The 17,540-nt window shown below is 69.5% G+C and carries 13 protein-coding genes; 5 read left to right on the forward strand and 8 right to left on the reverse strand.

Annotated features, from left to right (window positions below; genetic code table 11):
* Positions 1-6: 6 nt before the first annotated feature.
* From ACVBEQ_RS00215 to ACVBEQ_RS00230, 4 genes are all read right to left on the reverse strand, one after another.
* Positions 7-1,251: an acyl-CoA dehydrogenase gene (locus ACVBEQ_RS00215; RefSeq protein ID WP_447151404.1), complete on the reverse strand. Its 1,245-nt coding sequence runs from the start codon at positions 1,249-1,251 to the stop codon at positions 7-9.
* A gap of 23 nt (positions 1,252-1,274) precedes the next feature.
* Positions 1,275-2,474, reverse strand: a complete 1,200-nt coding sequence (locus ACVBEQ_RS00220) for an acetate/propionate family kinase (RefSeq protein WP_447151405.1) — start codon at positions 2,472-2,474, stop codon at positions 1,275-1,277.
* Entirely contained in the window at positions 2,471-4,585 is a 2,115-nt protein-coding gene (gene pta / locus ACVBEQ_RS00225) for a phosphate acetyltransferase (RefSeq protein ID WP_447151406.1), read from the reverse strand. The genes ACVBEQ_RS00220 and pta overlap by 4 nt, the downstream gene beginning before the upstream one ends.
* A gap of 74 nt (positions 4,586-4,659) precedes the next feature.
* On the reverse strand, positions 4,660-7,509 hold the full coding sequence (locus ACVBEQ_RS00230) for an FAD-binding and (Fe-S)-binding domain-containing protein (protein WP_447151797.1): 2,850 nt from the start codon (positions 7,507-7,509) through the stop codon (positions 4,660-4,662).
* A gap of 72 nt (positions 7,510-7,581) precedes the next feature.
* On the opposite strand from ACVBEQ_RS00230, the gene ACVBEQ_RS00235 reads away from it, so the two are divergent.
* Positions 7,582-8,919 carry an MFS transporter gene (locus ACVBEQ_RS00235; protein ID WP_447151407.1) on the forward strand — a complete coding sequence of 446 codons (1,338 nt, stop codon included), beginning with the start codon at positions 7,582-7,584 and terminating at the stop codon, positions 8,917-8,919.
* Positions 8,920-8,931: 12 nt separating this feature from the next.
* On the opposite strand, the gene ACVBEQ_RS00240 is transcribed toward ACVBEQ_RS00235, so the two are convergent.
* Both ACVBEQ_RS00240 and ACVBEQ_RS00245 read right to left on the reverse strand, forming a co-directional pair.
* Entirely contained in the window at positions 8,932-9,444 is a 513-nt protein-coding gene (locus ACVBEQ_RS00240; RefSeq protein ID WP_447151408.1) for a DUF427 domain-containing protein, read from the reverse strand.
* 130 nt (positions 9,445-9,574) lie between these two features.
* Positions 9,575-11,293 carry a SulP family inorganic anion transporter gene (locus ACVBEQ_RS00245; protein ID WP_447151409.1) on the reverse strand — a complete coding sequence of 573 codons (1,719 nt, stop codon included), beginning with the start codon at positions 11,291-11,293 and terminating at the stop codon, positions 9,575-9,577.
* Between the two features lie 159 nt (positions 11,294-11,452).
* Here ACVBEQ_RS00245 and ACVBEQ_RS00250 point away from each other — a divergent pair, with 159 nt between their 5' ends.
* The gene (locus tag ACVBEQ_RS00250; protein WP_447151410.1) at positions 11,453-12,298 is read left to right on the forward strand and encodes a hypothetical protein; all 846 of its coding nucleotides are present in this window, start codon (positions 11,453-11,455) and stop codon (positions 12,296-12,298) included.
* 8 nt (positions 12,299-12,306) lie between these two features.
* Here ACVBEQ_RS00250 and ACVBEQ_RS00255 read toward each other — a convergent pair whose 3' ends face one another.
* The gene (locus tag ACVBEQ_RS00255; RefSeq protein WP_447151411.1) at positions 12,307-13,185 is read right to left on the reverse strand and encodes a nucleotidyltransferase domain-containing protein; all 879 of its coding nucleotides are present in this window, start codon (positions 13,183-13,185) and stop codon (positions 12,307-12,309) included.
* 176 nt (positions 13,186-13,361) lie between these two features.
* On the opposite strand from ACVBEQ_RS00255, the gene ACVBEQ_RS00260 reads away from it, so the two are divergent.
* The 3 genes from ACVBEQ_RS00260 to ACVBEQ_RS00270 are packed head-to-tail and all read left to right on the forward strand — an operon-like array spanning position 13,362 to position 16,290.
* Positions 13,362-14,525 (forward strand): alpha/beta hydrolase family protein, encoded by a 1,164-nt coding sequence (locus ACVBEQ_RS00260; protein WP_447151412.1) that lies wholly within the window; start codon positions 13,362-13,364, stop codon positions 14,523-14,525.
* Positions 14,526-14,569: 44 nt separating this feature from the next.
* The gene (gluQRS, locus tag ACVBEQ_RS00265; protein ID WP_447151413.1) at positions 14,570-15,562 is read left to right on the forward strand and encodes a tRNA glutamyl-Q(34) synthetase GluQRS; all 993 of its coding nucleotides are present in this window, start codon (positions 14,570-14,572) and stop codon (positions 15,560-15,562) included.
* Between the two features lie 29 nt (positions 15,563-15,591).
* Positions 15,592-16,290 (forward strand): queuosine precursor transporter, encoded by a 699-nt coding sequence (locus ACVBEQ_RS00270; RefSeq protein WP_447151414.1) that lies wholly within the window; start codon positions 15,592-15,594, stop codon positions 16,288-16,290.
* On the opposite strand, the gene tgt is transcribed toward ACVBEQ_RS00270, so the two are convergent.
* On the reverse strand, positions 16,245-17,522 hold the full coding sequence (tgt, locus tag ACVBEQ_RS00275) for a tRNA guanosine(34) transglycosylase Tgt (RefSeq protein WP_447151798.1): 1,278 nt from the start codon (positions 17,520-17,522) through the stop codon (positions 16,245-16,247). The two genes, ACVBEQ_RS00270 and tgt, sit on opposite strands and share 46 nt — an antisense overlap.
* Positions 17,523-17,540 lie beyond the last annotated feature (18 nt).

Below are 17,540 nucleotides of genomic sequence, written 5' to 3' on the forward strand. Positions count from 1 at the left end.
CACCCACTAAACCCACTCGGCAAGATCGAGCACGGTCCGGCCGAGGGCGGCCTCGTCGCGCTCCGCGTGGTGCTGCCGCAGGTAGAGCTCCAGATCGGCGACCCGGCGGGCGTGCGTCTCGTCACGGGCCAGCGGCGCCGGGCCGAGCGCATGGCCGACGTGCTGCAGGACGTCCTCCGCGGCGGACGCCACCACCGCCCGCACCCGGGCTGCCAGCAGCACCCCATCGGTGCCCACGGCGCGGCCGTCGTCGATCGCGACAGCGGATTCGGCCAGTACCGCGCGCGCACCGGTCAGCGCCGCGTCGACCGCACCGAGGTGCATGGCGGCGATCTGGTCCGGCTCCTTCGCCAGCGCCGCCTCACGCAGCCGGCGAGCCAGTGCGACCGTCCCGCCGTACCAGCATGCCGCCACCCCGATGCCGCCCCGGGCAAAGCCGGGCCGGTTCAGATACCAGCCGTCGGGACCGATCGGCACGGCAGGACAGGCGTCGAGGTGGATCGGGTTGGACGGGACATCGGACAGTCCACGGGCGATCCATCCGTCGTCCTCTGCCCGCACCGCGGGCTGCCGCAGCGAGATGGCGAACAGCCGCCGGATGCGGTCGGACGTGTGCGCGGTGATCAGCGCGTGGCTCAACTGGCCGGCCAGTGAGCACCAGGGTTTGGTTCCGGTCAGCAGCCACCGGTCGCCGTCCTGCGTCGCCTCGACCCGGACCCCGGGGCCTTCCGCGGCGAAGACGCCCCAGGTGCTGTCCGCTGTCGCGCCGATGCCGGCCGGTGGCTGATCCTCGACCGGGCACGGGAGGTCCTGTGCGCGGGCTTCGGCCAGGATGGCCAGCGCGTCGGTGTGCGCCTCGACCACCCGGGCGGCGGTGAGGTCGCCGGCTGCCAGCGCGGACAACGACCGCCAGCGGACCGAGGTAGCGCCGGACGACCCGCCGGAAGTTCCGGCGGGCGAACCGCCGGGCGTTCCGCCGGGAAGGGGCAGCCAACGCCCGACCCCGACCGCCAACCGGAGCGCGCGATCCGACCGGCCTTCGACCGCCGCGGCGGCGAACTCGAGTTCGCGCTCCACGGGCGGCTCGATGAGGTCGATCGACGCGGGCTGGTTGACGAGAGTGGCGCTGATGGGGTGCTCCTTGCATGACTGCAGGCGAACGGGGAACCGCTGCCGAGCAAGTAACCACCGGCCCGTCGGGGCAAACGTCGCCGCCGGCGCGTACGGGGTGAAGTGACGCAAGTCGCCCACTGCCCGGGAGCGGCGGGCCGGAGTCAGGAGACGAGGGCCACCGTGGACTGGGCGATGGCCAGCTCCTCGTTCGTCGGAACCACCAGCACGGCAACGGCGGCGCCGTCGGGCGAGATGAGCCTGGCCTCCGAGGACCGGACGACATTGCGCAGGGAGTCGACCTCGATGCCCAGTGGTTGCAGTCCGTCGACGATCTTCGCGCGCACGGCGGCATCGTTCTCGCCGACGCCCGCGGTGAAGGAGATGACGTCCACACCGCCCAGCACCGCCAGGTACGCCCCGATGTACTTCCGCACCCGGTGGCAGTACACCTCCAGCGCCAGTGATGCCGCCGCGCTCTGCTCGGCGTCGTCGCCGGCGATCATGGCGTGCAGATCACGGAAGTCACTGACGCCGGCCAGCCCGAGGACGCCGGAACGCCGGTTGAGCAGGTTGTCGACCTCGTCCGCGGACATCCCGGCGTTGCGCAGCAGGTGGAACACCACACCGGGGTCGACGTCACCGCTGCGGGTGCCCATCACCAGCCCCTCCAGCGGCGTCAGACCCATCGATGTCTCGACGGCGGAGCCGAACCGCACGGCCGACGCCGACGCGCCGTTGCCCAGGTGCAGCACGATCTGCTTCACCTCTGCCGTGTCGCGGCCGAGCACGGTCGGTGCCACCCGGGAGACGTACTCGTGGGAGGTGCCGTGGAAGCCGTACCGCCTGATCTGCTGCTCCGCCGCCACCGTGCGGTCGATGGCGTAGGTCGCTGCGGCGGCCGGCAGGTCGCGGAAGAACGCAGTGTCGAACACCGCGACCTGCGGGATGCCGGGAAATGCCACCATCGCCTGGGCGATCCCGTCGGCGTTGGCCGGGTTGTGGAGTGGCGCGAGCCGGGCGAGGTCGCGGATCTGCTCCAGCACGCCGTCGTCGACAACAACCGGGTCACCGAAGACGGGTCCGCCGTGGACGACCCGGTGGCCGACCGCCACCAGGTCCACCTTCTCCAGCGGCTGCCCGGCGTCGGTGAACAGCTGCTGCATAACGGTCAGCGCGCGCCCGTGGTCGGGGATGGACCCCGCGAACGTGTACTGCTCGCCGCCCGCTTTGTGCGTGGCAGTGCCCTCGCCGCCGATCCGCTCGACCAGACCCGTTGCCACGGCCTGCTTCTCGGCTGGGTCGATGAGCTGGTACTTCATGGATGACGACCCGGAATTGATCACCAGCACGAAGGCGGTCATGACGCGGACACCGTTTCGGTCAGTGCGCTCGCGGTGTCCGGCGCATCGGCGACCGCGCCCTGCGCTTGAACCGCCGTGATGGCGACGGTGTTCACGATGTCCGCGACCAGGGCCCCCCTGGACAGGTCGTTGACCGGCTTGTTCAGACCCTGCAACACCGGGCCGATGGCGACGGCGTTGGCGCTGCGTTGCACCGCCTTGTAGGTGTTGTTGCCCGTGTTCAGGTCCGGGAAGATCAGCACCGTGGCCCGTCCCGCCACCGCTGAATCGGGCATCTTGGTGGCCGCAACGGTCGCGTCGACCGCGGCGTCGTACTGGATGGGTCCCTCGGCCAGCAGATCCGGTCGTAGCTCGTGAACCAGATCCGTTGCCTGCCTGACCTTCTCGACGTCGGCGCCGGTCCCGGAGGTGCCGGTCGAGTACGACAGCAGGGCCACCCGGGGGTCCACCCCGAATTGTTCGGCCGTCCCCGCCGACGAGATGGCGATGTCCGCGAGTTGCGGCGCCGTCGGATCCGGATTGACCGCGCAGTCGCCGTACACCAGCACCCGGTCGGCCAGGCACATCAGGAAAACACTGGAGACGATCTTGGTGCCGGGTGCGGTCTTGATGATCTCGAAGGACGGCCGGATGGTGTGCGCGGTGGTGTGCACCGCGCCGCTGACCATGCCGTCGGCCATCCCCAGGTGCACCATCATGGTGCCGAAATAGGAGACGTCCGTGACTGTTTCGGTCGCCATCTGAATGGTCATACCCTTGTGGGCGCGCAACTTGGTGTACTCCTGCGCGAACCGCGAGACCAGTTCCGGGTCGTTCGGCGACACGATCGTCGCACCGGTGATGTCCACTCCGATGGCGGCGGACTTGGACCGGATGACGTCCTCATCCCCCAGCAGGATCAGGTCGGCGACACCCAGCCGCAGCAGCGTCGCGCTCGCCCGGAGGATCCGCTCCTCTTCGCCCTCGGGCAGCACGACCCGTCGCCGGTCGGCCCGCGCCCGCTCGATCACCCGGTACTGGAACATCAGCGGCGTCACGACATGCGACTGGGCGACGTTGATCGCGGCGAGCAGTGCGTCGATGTCGACCGACTCGGTGAAGACGCGCAGTGCGGCGTCGACTTTCGACTGCGAATCGCGGCTCAACCGGCCCCGGACGCCCGCGAGGGTGGACGCCGTCTCGAAGGTCCCGCCGGACGTCACGAGGATGGGCAGGTCGGACTGCACACCGTCGAGCAGTTGCTGCACGGACTGCGGCGGGACGTAGCCGCCGGTGAGCACGATCGACGACAGGCTCGGGAAGGTCGCCGATTGGTGGGCCAGCAACAGGCCCGGGAGCACGTCGTAACGGTCGCCCGGCGCGATGACGGTGGTGTGCTCCTTCAGCCGGGTCAGCACGTTCGGCAGGGACATCGCCGCGACCACGAACCCCAGCGACTCCTGGTGCAGCAGTTCGGCACTGCCCCGGACCAACTCCGCACCGCAGGCTTTCTGCAGATCAGCGACGGTGGGCGCGCTCAGCACCGGCGTCTCCGGCATCGCCCCGACCGCCAGCCCGGTCCGGCCGAGCAACCGGCTGACCTCCTCGCAATGCTCCGGATCCACCCGGTTGGCAATCGCCGCAATGGGATGTGCATGCTGCGCAACGAGTTCCGCGCCGGCGAGCTCGATGGCCGATGCGATGTCCTCGGCGCCGCGGCCACGCCCGTGGACGACCAGCACCACGGGTGAACCGAGATTGGCGGCGATCTGCGCGTTGGCCGACCATTCGTTGCCGGTGGTGAGGTCGGTGTAATCGCTACCCACCACGACGACAGCGTCGTACTTGGACATGATCTCGCCGAAACGGTCGACGATCCGGGACAGCGACCCGGCCGGGTCCGCATGCCGCTCCTCGTAGGTGACGCCGCAGGCATCGTCGTAGGACTGCAGCACCCCGGGGTGGCCGATCAGCAGATCGATGATCGGATCACGCTCGTCGGCGGACGCCAGGATGGGCCTGAACACCCCCACGCGCCCGACCCGGCGGCTGAACAGGTCGACGAGCCCGAGGGCAACCGCCGACTTCCCGGACATGGGATCCGGCGAGGCGATGTACACGCTGCGCGACATGAGCCAAGGCTAACGGCGCTGGATCGGGCGGATCGGCCGGTCGAGCCGTCTGTCCGTATTTCGTCGCACGACGTTCACCGGGCGAGCAACTGGGCCAGGTGGACCGGCCGTACGCCGGCCAACTGCTCCGCCTGCGTGCGGCAGGAGAAGCCGTCCGCCAGCACCACTGTTGACGCCGACCGGGCGCGCAGGGCCGGCAGGAACGACGTCTCGGCCACCGCCAGGGACGTCTCGTAATGGCCGCGCTCCATGCCGAAGTTGCCTGCCAGCCCGCAACACCCGGCCAGCTCGGTGACCGTCGCCCCGCTGCCGGTGAGCAGCAGCCGGTCGGCCGCGAATCCCATCACCGAGTGGTGGTGGCAGTGCGGCTGCACAAGGACATCGACCCCGCTCAGGTCGGGCGGCGCCCATCCGGTGCAGGCGGGCGAGGCCGTGAGCAGCTCTGCCAGGGTCCGGACGGCGCGGGCCACCTGGGCCGCCCGCGGGTCGTCCGGCAGGAGATCGACCAGGTCGGAGCGGAGCGCCGCCACGCAGGACGGCTCCAGCCCGACGATCGGCACTCCCTCGGCCGCCGCAGGCCCGAGGACATCCAGCAGACCGCGCAACCGGCGACGAGCCCCGTCCAACTGCCCGGTGGTGATCCAGCTCAGCCCGCAGCATGCCTGCTGCTGCGGCACCGCAACCCGGTAGCCGGCGTCGGTGAGGACCCGGACCGCTGCGATGGCGACCTCGGGATCCATCCCGTCGGTGAACGAATCCGCCCAGAGCAACACCGGAACTCCCTCGGCCGGCTGCGGAGCGTTGCGCCGCCACCACCGGCGGAACGGCACCGATGCGAAACGCGGCGCGGCGCGCCGGGTGTCGAGGCCACCGGCGTGCAGCACCAGGCTGCGGAGCGGGCCGAGCCGGAGCGCGGCGTTCGCCATCCCGGCACCCGCCCGCGGAACGGCGTCGATCATCCGGATCCATCTCGGCAGCCACCCGACGCTGTAGTGACTGGCCGGCCGACGCCGGCGGCGGTACGTCCGGTGGAGCACCTCGGATTTGTACCGGCCCATGTCGACCCCGGCGGGGCAGTCGCTGGCGCAGGCCTTGCAGGACAGACACAGGTCCAGCGACTCGTGCACCTCGGCGGCGGACCAGTCGGTGACCGCGGCGCCGATGGTGAGCTCCTGCAGGACGCGTGCGCGACCGCGGGTGACGTCCTTCTCGTCCTTGGTGGCGAGGTAGGAAGGGCACATGAAGCCGCCCGCAGCGGAGGTGTCCGCGCGGCATTTGCCGACGCCGACGCACCGGTGCACGGCCCTGGTGAAATCACCGCCATCCTCGGTGAACGCGAACCCACCGGACGCGAGGATCGGCCGAGCCGCCGGCCGGCGAAGGTCGTCGTCGATCGCGCGTGGCCGGACCAGCACACCGGGGTTGAGCAGGTCGTCGGGGTCGAAGATCGCCTTGACAGCCGAGAAGAGCTGCAGCGCACGCTCGCTGTACATCAGCGGCAGCACCTCGCTGCGGGCCCGGCCGTCCCCGTGCTCGCCGGAGCAGGAACCACCGTGCGCCACAACAAGGCGGGCGGCGTCGAGCACGAAGTCCCGGAACACCGACGAGCTTCCCTCCAGCGGGAAATCCAGCCGGATGTGCACGCAGCCGTCACCGAAGTGCCCGTACGGGATGCCGGTCAGCCCGTAACCGGCGACCAGGGCTTCGAACTCCCGCAGGTACGCGCCCAGCCGCTCGGGTGGGACGGCTGCGTCCTCCCAGCCCGGCCAGCCCTGGCCTCCGGACGGGGTGTGCGCGGCCAGCCCGGCGCCGTCCTCGCGGATGCGCCAGATCGCCGTCGCGGTCGGTCCGGACGGCAGCACGACCGCGTCGATCGCCGCGCCGTCGCGGACCACGGATGCGGCGAGATCTGCAGCCGCCGAATCGGTCTCGCCGCCCACCTCGATCATCAGCCAGCCGCCGCCGCGCGGCAGGTCGGGCACCTTGGCGGCGCCCTTTCGCTGACGGATGACGTCGACCAACCGGGCGTCGAGACCCTCTACGGCGAGCGGGTGGTGGGCCAGCACGGCGGGGACCGCGTCCGCGGCCGATGCCATGTCCGGGTACCCGAGCACCACCAGCAGCCGGGCCGGGCTGATCGGAACCAGCCGGACCGTCGCCTCGAGGGTGACCGCGAGGGTGCCCTCGGAGCCGACCAGTGCGCGGGCCAGGTCGCGTCCGCGTTCGGGCAGCAGATGCTCGAGCGAGTAGCCCGACACCTGGCGGGGGAACCGGCCGAACTCGGTCCGCAGCACGTCGAGATGGCCGGCCACCAGGGCCTCCAACCCCGGCAACGGCGCGAGCCCGTCGGCCGTCCGGAGTTGACGGCCGGTGCCGTCGACAACGGTGAGCGCGGTGACGTTGTCGGCGGTCCGGCCGTACGCCACGGCGTGCGGCCCGCAGGCGTTGTTGCCGATCATGCCGCCGAGGGTGGCCCGGTTCTGCGACGACGGATCGGGCCCGAACCGCAGCCCGTGCGGCGACGCGGTGCGCTGCAGGTCGGACAGCACCACCCCGGGTTGCAGCACCGCAGTCCGGCCAACGGGGTCGAGTTCGAGGACCCGGTTCATCCGGCGAGCGAAGTCCAGCACGATGCCGGTGCCGATCGCGTTGCCGGCGATGGACGTGCCGCCGCCGCGGCTGGTCAGCGGGACGCCGGTGTCCCGGCTGACCGCGAGCGCGGCGAGCACGTCGTCGATGTCCGCCGGCGCGACGACCACCTGCGGCAGCACCCGGTAGTTGCCCGCGTCGCTGGAGTACTCGGCGCGCCGGCGGGTCCCGTCCGAGACCTCACCGCGGACCACCCGACGCAGGCGGTCGGCGACGTCGGCTCCGGGCACGGCACCATCTGTTGCCGACACAGCATCCAGGGTCACGGTGGCCATCATTGCCTGCGCCTGCGTGCCGGGACAGGGCGACCGGCTTAGCCTGAGCCCCATGGGCACACGGATCGATCAGTGAGCACACCGGCGGGCACCACCGTGCCCGCGGCGCCGGTCACCCGCGGGCGGATCTTCGCTTGGGGCGTCTGGGACTGGGGCTCGGCGGCGTTCAACGCCGTCATCATCACCTTCGTCTACTCCGTCTATCTCACCGATGCCGTGGGTGACGATCTGCCGGGCGACATCACCGCCAACACCTGGCTCGGCTGGTCGCTGGGGCTCGCCGGATTTTTCATCGCCGTCCTGGCTCCGGTCACCGGTCAGCGGGCCGACGCCGGCGGCCGGCGCAAGCTCTCGCTGGGCATCTGGACCGGGCTGACGGTGCTGGCCATGATCGGCCTGTTCTGGGTGAAGAACGACTACCACTACCTGTGGCTGGGCCTGCTGCTGATGGGCCTCGGGTCGATCTTCTTCGAGTTCGCGGCGGTGTCGTACAACGCGATGCTGCATCAGGTCTCGACGCCGGTGAACATCGGCAGGGTCTCCGCGTTCGGCTGGTCGATGGGCTATTTCGGTGGCATCGTGCTGCTGCTGATCTGCTACGTCGGCTTCATCGCGCCCGATGTGGGCTGGTTCGGCGTGACGTCGCAGGACGGCCTGAACATCCGGATGGTGGCGCTGTTCGCGGCAGCCTGGTTCGGCATCTTCGCGATCCCGGTGCTGCTGGCCGTTCCCGAGATGCCGGCACTGCCGTCCGCCAAGCGGGTCGGTTTCTTCGCGTCCTACCGGGTGCTCTTCCGTGATCTGCGGGAGCTCTACCGGAACAGCCCGCACACCGTGTACTTCCTCGGGGCGAGCGCCCTGTTCCGGGACGGTCTGGCCGCGGTCTTCACCTTCGGCGCGGTGCTCGCCGTGACGGTCTACGGCATCAACTCCGCCGACGTGCTGATCTTCGGGGTTGCCGCCAACGTGGTCTCCGCGATCGGGGCGCTGACGGCGGGGCGGTTCGACGACAAGCTCGGTCCGAAGACGGTGATCGTCGTGTCGCTCAGCGGCATGCTGATCGCCGGCGGCATCCTGCTGTTCGTGTCCGGACCCACCATGTTCTGGATCTTCGGGCTGATCCTGTGCCTGTTCGTTGGGCCGGCCCAATCCTCGTCCCGGACGTTCCTGGCGCGGCTCGCTCCGATCGGCAAAGAGGGGCAGCTGTTCGGCCTCTACGCCACCACGGGTCGCGCGGTGTCGTTCCTGGCTCCCGCGCTGTTCGGCTTCTTCACTTTCGTCTTCGGCGCCGACCGGGCCGGCATCGTCGGCATCCTGCTGGTCCTCGGCGCCGGCCTGCTCGCGTTGCTGCCGGTGAAACCGCCTGCGCTGCATGTCCCGCCGGCCGTCGCACCGTCATCGGCGGCCTGATATCGGGCCGGCCTACCAGCCCCAGGAACCCGGTTCTCCCTTGAACGGCCCGACCACGTCGCCGGTGATCCAGCCCCCGTAGAAACCGCCCGCCTGTGGCTGCACCCGTTCCCCGTCGATCAGGCACTCGATCTGCCCGGGCATGAACGACAGGTGGCCGGTGATCGGCACGAACCGGGGTGTCGGGTTCTCATAGCTCCAGCCCACCGCCGGGATGGTCGACCCCTCGATGACGACGTCCCAGTAGGTCGCCGCGCCCTTCCATTCACACACCGAACTGCGGGCGGCCGACCGGCGAAGGTACAACTCGCTGATGTCGGAGCGGGGGATGTACCAGGTGGGCGGATGACTCGTTTCCATCACCCGCCAGGCGGACGTGCTGTCGGCGATGACGACCGAGCCGCTCCGCACCACGACCCTGCGGTCGGAATGCTCGAGGGCAGGCGGGCGGGGATAGTCCCAGACCGATTCCGGGCCGGGGCCGGGTGGTATCGGGCGGACGGATCTGGGCAGTCGGGTCGTCATTCCTCGATTGTGCGCGAACGACCGCTCCCGACCGGATGCCCCGTCTTGGAAAGCCGACTGCCCGTCACCGTCCACTGTCACACCAGCAGGGACTTCTCCGCCTGAGAGCGCCGAAAGCCCTGCGGAGACGTCAGTCGACCCGATCAGTAGAGCCGGGAGTGGTCGTCCACTCGGCGCCGGTGGACTCGCGGTAGGCGTGGACCGCTTCGGTGATGGTGTGGAAGAAGTGGTTCGGGTCGATGGTGTTGGTCAGCTCGTACCGTTCGACCTTCCGCCGGACCGGCGTCTTCATCTCCGCGAACACGAGGCTGGTGCCGTTGGCGTTCAGCGTGAGGTCGAGGTCCTCGAGCATGTCGGCGGCGGTGGTGTCGATGTCCGTGATCGGCTCCGCAGCAACCAGGATCCATGCGGGGCGGGGGTCGGCTTCGGCCAGTCGCAGCACCGCATCGCGGAAGGTGTTGGCGTTGGCGAAGAACAACGGACTGTCGAACCGGTAGATCACCAGACCCGGCAGGCGCGCCACAGACGGGTGAACCTTGCTGTCGTGATAGCCGGGCATGCCGTCCACCCGGCCGAGCACCGCCTGGTACGGACGCCACACCCGCCGGAAGACATCCAGGATCGACAGTGCGACCGCAAGGGCGATGCCCGGTAGCACCCCGAGCAGCGCCACTCCGAGGAAAGCCGCTGTCGCCAGGGCGAAATCGGACTTGCGCTGCTTCCACAGCCGGCGCATCCCGGCGATGTCGGCCAGCGACAGCGACGCCGCGATGACCACCGCGGCCAGGGTGGGTTGTGGCAGGTTACGCAGCAGTCCGGGTGCGATCAACAGCAGCAGCAGGATCGCCGCCGCGCCGACCAGTCCGGTGACTTGCGTCTTCGCGCCGTTCTGCCAGGCGACGGCCGTCCGAGATCCGCTGGTGCTCACCGGGAATCCCTGGAAGAAGCCGGCCGCGATGTTCGCGGCCCCGATTCCGATCATCTCCCGGTCCCCGTCGACCTGGTCGCCACTGCGGGCGGCGAATGCCGACGCCGTCGAGATCGTGTCGGTCAGCGACACCAGCGCGATGCCCAACGCTCCCGCGAACAGCAGCGCCAGGTCGCTGACCGGAACCGTCGGGATGGTGAACGGCGGGAAGCCCTCCGGCAGCGGTCCAACCACCTTGACGCCACGGTCGGTCAGGTCGAACACGTTGACGGCCAGGATCGCCAGCACCACCGCCACCAGGACCCCTGGAATCCTGGGCAGCAGCCGCTGGAAGGCCAGGATGATCACCAGCGAGATCACACCGATCAGCAGTGCGGCGGAGACGGTCTCGCCGTCCGCGAGCGCACTGAAGAATCCGGCGGTCTCCTCGATGAGGCCGTCCCCGTCCACCGAGAATCCGAACAGCTTCGGCAGCTGCCCGATGACGATCGTCAGGGCAAGGCCGTTCATGTACCCGATCTGGGTCGGTTTGGAGAGCAGTTCCGCAACGAACCCGAGCTTGAAAACCCCGGCCAGCACGGTCAGGCCGCCGACCATCAGCGCCAGCATCGACGCATACGCGACGGCCTTACCCGGGTCGCCGTTCGCTGCGACCAGCGGTATGACGCAGGCTGCGATCATCGGCCCGAGCGACGAATCAGGCCCCAACACCAGCACCCGCGAGGGACCGAAGACCGCGTAACCGATGAGACACAGGATGGACGTGTAGAGCCCGGTGATCGGCGGCAGGCCCGCCAATTCTGCGTACGCCATTCCCTGCGGCACCAGCAACGCCGTCAGAATCAGCCCCGCAACGATGTCCTTGCGCAACCACCGGAGGCGGTACGACCGCAGGGCGACAACACCGGGGACCACGGCCATGATCGGGACGTTAGCGGCGCCCAGGGCTCGGCCGCCTCACCTCGGACGGATGAAGGGGCGGCGCGCCGGTGCCCCTCACCGTCAGTGATCAGCTTCGCCGCTCGGACTCTTCGGTACTGAACCGGCGCACGACGGACGATGGCTGCCTACCATCGATCCATGGACGGCGGTTGGTGGTACTCCGACATCGTGGAGCCGGGCAAGCTCCCGATGCTGCTGTGCCTCGCTGCGTTCGTGGTGACGTTCATCCTCACCCGGGCGATCACCCGGATGATCCGCGCCGGAGTCGGCCCGTTCAAGAACAACGTGTCCTCCAGCGGCGTCCACATCCATCACGCGGTGCCGGGAATCCTGCTGCTGATCTTCGGCGCATTGATGGCCATCCGCGGGCCGGGTTCACCGTGGATAGAGATCGCCGCGGTGATCGTCGGCGTCGGGACGTCGCTGATCCTGGACGAGTTCGCGCTGATCCTTCACCTCGAGGACGTGTACTGGACCGAGGAGGGCCGGGTGTCCGTCGAGTTGGCGGGGCTGACCGCGGCCTGTATCGGGTTCGTCATGCTGGGCACCAGTCCGCTGGGCGTGGACGACATCGGCGAAGACGAACTGAGTATCCGGCTGACCCTGCTCTCCGGGATGCTGATCCAGGCGGTGCTCGTCGTGATCTGCCTGCTCAAGGCCAAGTACCGGGCCGCCCTGATCAGTTGTTTCCTGCCGGTCGTCGCCTGGGTGTGCGCGATCAGATTGGCACGGCCGAACTCGTGGTGGGCGCGACACCTCTACCGCGGGAGGAAGCGCGAGAAGCGGGCCATCGCACGGGCGGCGAAGTTCGACCGGCGCTGGGACCCGAAGTGGCGGTGGGTGAGCGACCTCATCGCCGGTAGCCCGTCAGAGCCCGATCCGCCGGATATCGCAGCCCAGAAACTGCACGAGCAGGCGTCCTTGACGGCGGAGGAGCGCCGGCTGGAAGCCACCCCGACGTCCGGGGCGCCGTCCGGCGGTTGACGGTCTGCTCAGCGTCCGGGAGTGCGCACCAATTGGGTCAGTACCTGCCGTTGGAACCGCCGAGCGAGTCGCACGCCCAGTGCCGGACCGCCGCCGCGCGCGGCCAGCGCCTGCTCGAGCGCACCCTGATCAGGCACAGCCTGATCGAGCACGCCCGGATCACGCACGGCCCGATCGAGCGCGCCTTGATTGGGCACGGCTCCCTCCCCGGTCGCATTGTTCTCCAGCAACCAACGACCCGCTGCCTGCTTGCCGAGCCACCGCCCCGTTCGTACTCGCACGAGGGCCCGAGAGGCGTTCAGCACCGCGTCGTCGGTCCAGGTGGCCGAGGGTCCGTCGTCATCACCGTCCGCGGTCTCGACGTCATTGGCCGCCAGGTGCCAGCGCAGCGACGCCACCAGCAGATCCAGCAGGTCGGCATCACCGATCGGGCCGAACACCTCCGCAGCAGGCGGCCCGACCAGCGCAACGCCACGTTCGGCCAGGATGCTGCGGTCGATGCCGTACCAGAAGGAGCCGTCGCTCTCCTGCCGGTCGGTGCCCGCGTAGGTGGCGCGAAAGTCCATCCGCGGACCGGTGTTCAGTTCGACCTCGAATCCCGGTGCCGGTCCGCCGGCGGCCGCTGCGGCGGCGGAGTACACGACCAGCTCCAGTCCACGGGCGGGACACGGCAGCGACTCATGGCGCAGCGCATCGACGATCGCGTGCTTGCGGTCGTCATCGAGTTCGGTCGCGCAGACGACGGCAATGTCGATGTCGCTGCGGCCGTGTTCATAGGCATCGAACGCCAACGAGCCCGCCAGGTACACGCCCACCAGGTCGGACCCGAGCACCTGCCGGATCGGATCGACCAGCGCGGTGAGGTAGCCCGCGATTTCCCTGTTCATCGCCGTCGATCATCCCCGCCGCCCGGATTCGAGGCCCCGCTGGCTGGCCCTCGGCGACAGCAACAGCACCGCGCCAAGGCCGGACGGCGCTCGATTCGGGACAGTCCAGCGGCAAGCGGGCAGGAGGGAGAAAATCGGACGACGCCGCGGAGTAGGCCGACACGAGGAGCGCGACCATGAAGCTGTACTTCGACGATCAGAACTTCGACGGGCAACTGCAGCGCAGCGTGGGCAAGGCCGATTCCGGCATGGCCAATGTGGGCGAGTGCCTGGCGATCGCCGCGCAGATCGCCCCGGGCGATCGGGACAGCTGGTACCGGGCGTGGTCGACGTTCGGCCTGCGACTGGTGGAGCAGGCCGACAGCGCCGTGGCGTCGGGACATCGGGTCAGCGCCCGCGCCGCCTACCTGCGCGCGGCCGAATATCTCAGGCAGGCGTTCTTCTTCCACCGCGAAGACCTTGACGGCAAAGAACTCCGGTCGGCCTACGCCGCCAGCGTTGCGGCCTTCCGCAGTGCCCTGCCGCTGCTCGATCATCGGGCGGAGGTACTGACCGGCTCAGTGTCCGGTTACCTGTTCACGCCCTCCGGTGCGACGGGTCCGCTTCCGACCCTGCTGCACGTCGGCGGGTACGACGGCACCGCCGAGGAGCTGTACGCCTCGGTCTATCCGGCGCTGGAGCGGGGGTACGCCTTCGCGGCCATCGACGGGCCGGGCCAGGGGGCGATGCTGTACGACCAGCGGATCCCGATGCGCCCGGACTGGGAGAACGTGGTCCCTGGGATGGTCGACGCGCTGCTTGCCCAGCCGGAGGTCGATCCCCGGCGGCTTGTGCTGGTGGGCCGCTCGTTCGGTGGGCTGATCGCCCCCCGCGGCGCGTCCGCCGAGCACCGGCTGGCCGCGTTGGTGGTCGATCCCGGTCAGTACGACATGGGCGCGGCCGTGGTCGTCCGGCTCGGCGCGCTGGCCCAGCGGCTCGACGATCCGGCCGCCGACCCCACCTTTCAAGGCCTGCTCGAGAACCCCGAGATGGCAACCCTTCTCGCGCCCCGCATGGTGACGAACGGGACTCCGACGGTCCGCGGCTACTTCAAGGACATGACCCGCTACCACAATCGGGACACCGCAGCGAAGATCAGCTGTCCCACCTACGTCACCGACAACGAAACCGATCATGTCTCCACCGGACAGGGTCAGCAGCTGTTCGACCACCTGACGTGCCCCAAGCAGTTCCGGCGGTTCACCGTCGCCGAAGGAGCGGCCGGTCACTGCGAAGGCATGGCACCCATCGTGTACTGGACCGCCGCCTTCGACTGGCTGGACGGGGTGCTCGCGGGTTGAGCGGAGTCGGCTGACCGACGGCCAGATGGGCACAATGGTCGGCGATGACGATCAACCCGCCCGCCCGGGGCGCGGGCCGGTTCGCCCCCAGCCCGTCCGGTGACCTGCACATCGGCAACCTCCGGACGGCGCTGCTGGCCTGGCTCTTCGCACGCTCCACCGGACGCGACTTCCTGGTCAGGATGGAGGACCTCGATCGGGTGCAGCCCGGCGCGGACGCCCGTCAGCTCGGCGACCTCGCAGCCATCGGCGTGGACTGGGATGGTCCCGTCGCCTACCAATCCCACCGGACGTCCCTCTACCGGGCGGCCATCGACCGGCTCACGGACCGCGGGCTGACCTACGAGTGTTTCTGCACCCGCCGTGAGATCCGGGAGGCCGCCTCTGCTCCGCACCCCACCCGCCCGGCCGGTCCCGCCGGTCCCACCGGTCCGTCCGGTCCCGCCGGCCCGGCCGCCGAGGGCCCGGCCGCCGAGGGCTCCTACCCCGGCACGTGTCGCAACCTGACGACCGCTCAGATAGCGGAACGCCGGCGGGCCGGCCGGCCGGGGGCGCTCCGGCTGCGTGCCGAGGCCGACCACTGGACGGTCCACGACGAGCTGGCCGGCAGCTTCACCGGTGTCGTCGACGACGTCGTGCTGCGCCGCAACGACGGGGTCGCCGCCTACAACCTGGCGGTGACGGTGGACGACGCCGCACAGGGCATCGACCAGATCGTCCGGGGTGACGACCTGCTCGCCTCCGCGCCTCGGCAGGCGTACCTCGGCTCGCTGCTCGGGCTCCCGACGCTCACCTACGCCCACGTGCCACTGGCACTCAACGCGAAGGGACAGCGACTGGCGAAGCGGGACGGTGCGGTCACACTGACCGACCTCGGCGCTCACGGTTCAGATCCGCGCGCGGTGCTCACCATGATTGCCGCCTCGCTGGGCCTGGGCTCCCCCGGCGCTGACGTCACCCCTGAACTGCTGCTCGCCGAATTCGACCCAACGCGGCTGCCGCGCGAGCCGTGGATCGTGCACCCCGAACGGTCCTGACTCCCCGAAATGGCTGGTTGGATGAGCGGGTGACAACCCTGCCCAACGACCCTGCGACCTCACCGGTCCGGTCCGGGAACTACGAGATCATCGTTGCGCTGTTCTGCGGCCTGCTGCTGATCTCCAACATCGGCGCCACCAAGCTGATCGAGTTCGGCCCGATCATCACCGACGGCGGGGCGTTCCTGTTCCCGCTCACCTACATCCTCGGCGACGTGCTCAGCGAGGTGTACGGATTCCGGAAGGCGAAGCGGGCCATCCTGCTCGGCTTCGGGCTCAGCATTCTTGCGGCCCTGACGTTCTGGCTGGTCCAGATCGCGCCGCCGGCCGAGGGGTACGAGAACCAGGACGCGTTCGAGGCGGTGCTCGGCTTCGTCCCGCGGATCGTGCTGGCCAGCGTCTGCGGCTTCCTGGCCGGGCAATTGCTCAACGCGTACGTGCTGGTCAAGATCAAGGAGCGGACCAAGGAGAAGGCGCTCTGGGCGCGGCTGATCGGATCGACCCTGGTCGGCGAGCTGGCCGACACCGTGGTCTTCTGCACCATCGCGTTCTACGGCGTGATCACCGGCGGCGACTTCCTCAACTACGTCATCACCGGCTACGTCTACAAGGTGCTGGTCGAGGTCGTCTTCCTGCCGGTCACCTATCCGGTGATCGCGCTGGTGAAACGGAACGAACCCGGTTACGTCCCCGGCGCCGCGGTCGGCGCGGCACGTCGCCCCGCGTAGTAGCGGCCGAGGAACTCCTCCCGGAACTCGCTGAAGGACCCGTCGGCGATGCTGGCCCTGATCCGGTCGACGAGCCGGACGACGAACCGCTCGTTGTGGATCGTGGAGAGGGTCGCGGACAGCATCTCCTTGGCGCGGAACAGATGGTGGACATACGCCCGGGTGTAGTTCGTGCAGGTGTAGCAGTCGCAGTCGTCATCCAGCGGTCCGAAGTCCGTCCGGAAGCGGGCGTTCGTGAGGTTGTACCGGCCGTGCTCAGAGTAGATCGAGCCGTTCCGGGCGACCCGTGACGGGGAGACGCAGTCGAACGTGTCGGCGCCGTTCTCGATGGCGGTGAACATGTCGTCCGGTTCACTGATGCCCAGCAGGTGCCGAGGCTTGTCGTCGGGCAATTCCTCGCAGACCCACCGCACGATGGTCCCGAGGTTGTCCTTTTCCAGCGCCCCGCCGATGCCGTACCCGTCGAAGCCCAGCGGCACCAGGTCGCGGGTCGCCTGCCGGCGCAGGTCCTCGTACTGCGCGCCCTGCACGACCCCGAACAGTGCCTGGTACGGCTTGCCCACCCGCTGTTCGGTCAGCCGCAGGTGTTCGTTGATGCACCGCTCGGCCCACGCCTGGGTGCGGACGACGGACCGCTCCTGGTACGGCCGGGTGTTCATCAGCGTCGTGCACTCGTCGAACGCGAAGATGATGTCCGCGCCGAGCTGGTGCTGGATCCGCATCGACACCTCGGGCGAGAACCGGTGCAGCGAGCCGTCGAGGTGCGACTTGAACGTCACGCCGTCGTCGTCGACGGTGGCCAGCCGGTTCTTGCCGGGCGCGATGACATCGTCGGCCTGCATGCCGTCGACGTTCATCGCCAGCACCTTCTTGAATCCGGCCCCCAGCGAGAGCACCTGGAATCCGCCGGAATCGGTGAACGTGGGACCCGGCCAGTGCATGAATGCCCCGAGACCGCCTGCCAGCTCCACGATGTCGGGCCCGGGCTGCAAATAAAGGTGATAGGCGTTCGCCAGCACGGCCTGCGCGCCCAGCTGCTGCATCGACTCCGGGAGCACCGATTTGACGGTGGCCTTGGTGCCGACGGCAATGAACGCCGGGGTGTCGATGACGCCGTGCGGGGTGCTGATCCGGCCCGTCCTGCCGAGCGCATCGGGCAGCCGGGTGCCGACGGTGAAGCCGAATCCGCCGCCGGACGGTGGGCTGGGCTCGGCCAGATTCGGTTCGGCCAGATTCGGTTCAGCCAGATC

The sequence above is a fragment of the Nakamurella sp. GG22 genome (assembly GCF_052976845.2).

Excerpts from the sequence above, each read along its gene's own strand:
- ACVBEQ_RS00220 (WP_447151405.1), bottom strand. The coding sequence starts at position 2,474 with ATGACCGCCTTCGTGCTGGTGATCAATTCCGGGTCGTCATCCATGAAG.
- pta (WP_447151406.1), bottom strand. The coding sequence starts at position 4,585 with ATGTCGCGCAGCGTGTACATCGCCTCGCCGGATCCCATGTCCGGGAAG.
- ACVBEQ_RS00240 (WP_447151408.1), bottom strand. The coding sequence starts at position 9,444 with ATGACGACCCGACTGCCCAGATCCGTCCGCCCGATACCACCCGGCCCC.
- ACVBEQ_RS00260 (WP_447151412.1), top strand. The coding sequence starts at position 13,362 with ATGAAGCTGTACTTCGACGATCAGAACTTCGACGGGCAACTGCAGCGC.
- ACVBEQ_RS00250 (WP_447151410.1), top strand. The coding sequence starts at position 11,453 with ATGGACGGCGGTTGGTGGTACTCCGACATCGTGGAGCCGGGCAAGCTC.
- ACVBEQ_RS00245 (WP_447151409.1), bottom strand. The coding sequence starts at position 11,293 with ATGGCCGTGGTCCCCGGTGTTGTCGCCCTGCGGTCGTACCGCCTCCGG.
- gluQRS (WP_447151413.1), top strand. The coding sequence starts at position 14,570 with ATGACGATCAACCCGCCCGCCCGGGGCGCGGGCCGGTTCGCCCCCAGC.
- ACVBEQ_RS00255 (WP_447151411.1), bottom strand. The coding sequence starts at position 13,185 with ATGAACAGGGAAATCGCGGGCTACCTCACCGCGCTGGTCGATCCGATC.
- ACVBEQ_RS00230 (WP_447151797.1), bottom strand. The coding sequence starts at position 7,509 with ATGGCCACCGTGACCCTGGATGCTGTGTCGGCAACAGATGGTGCCGTG.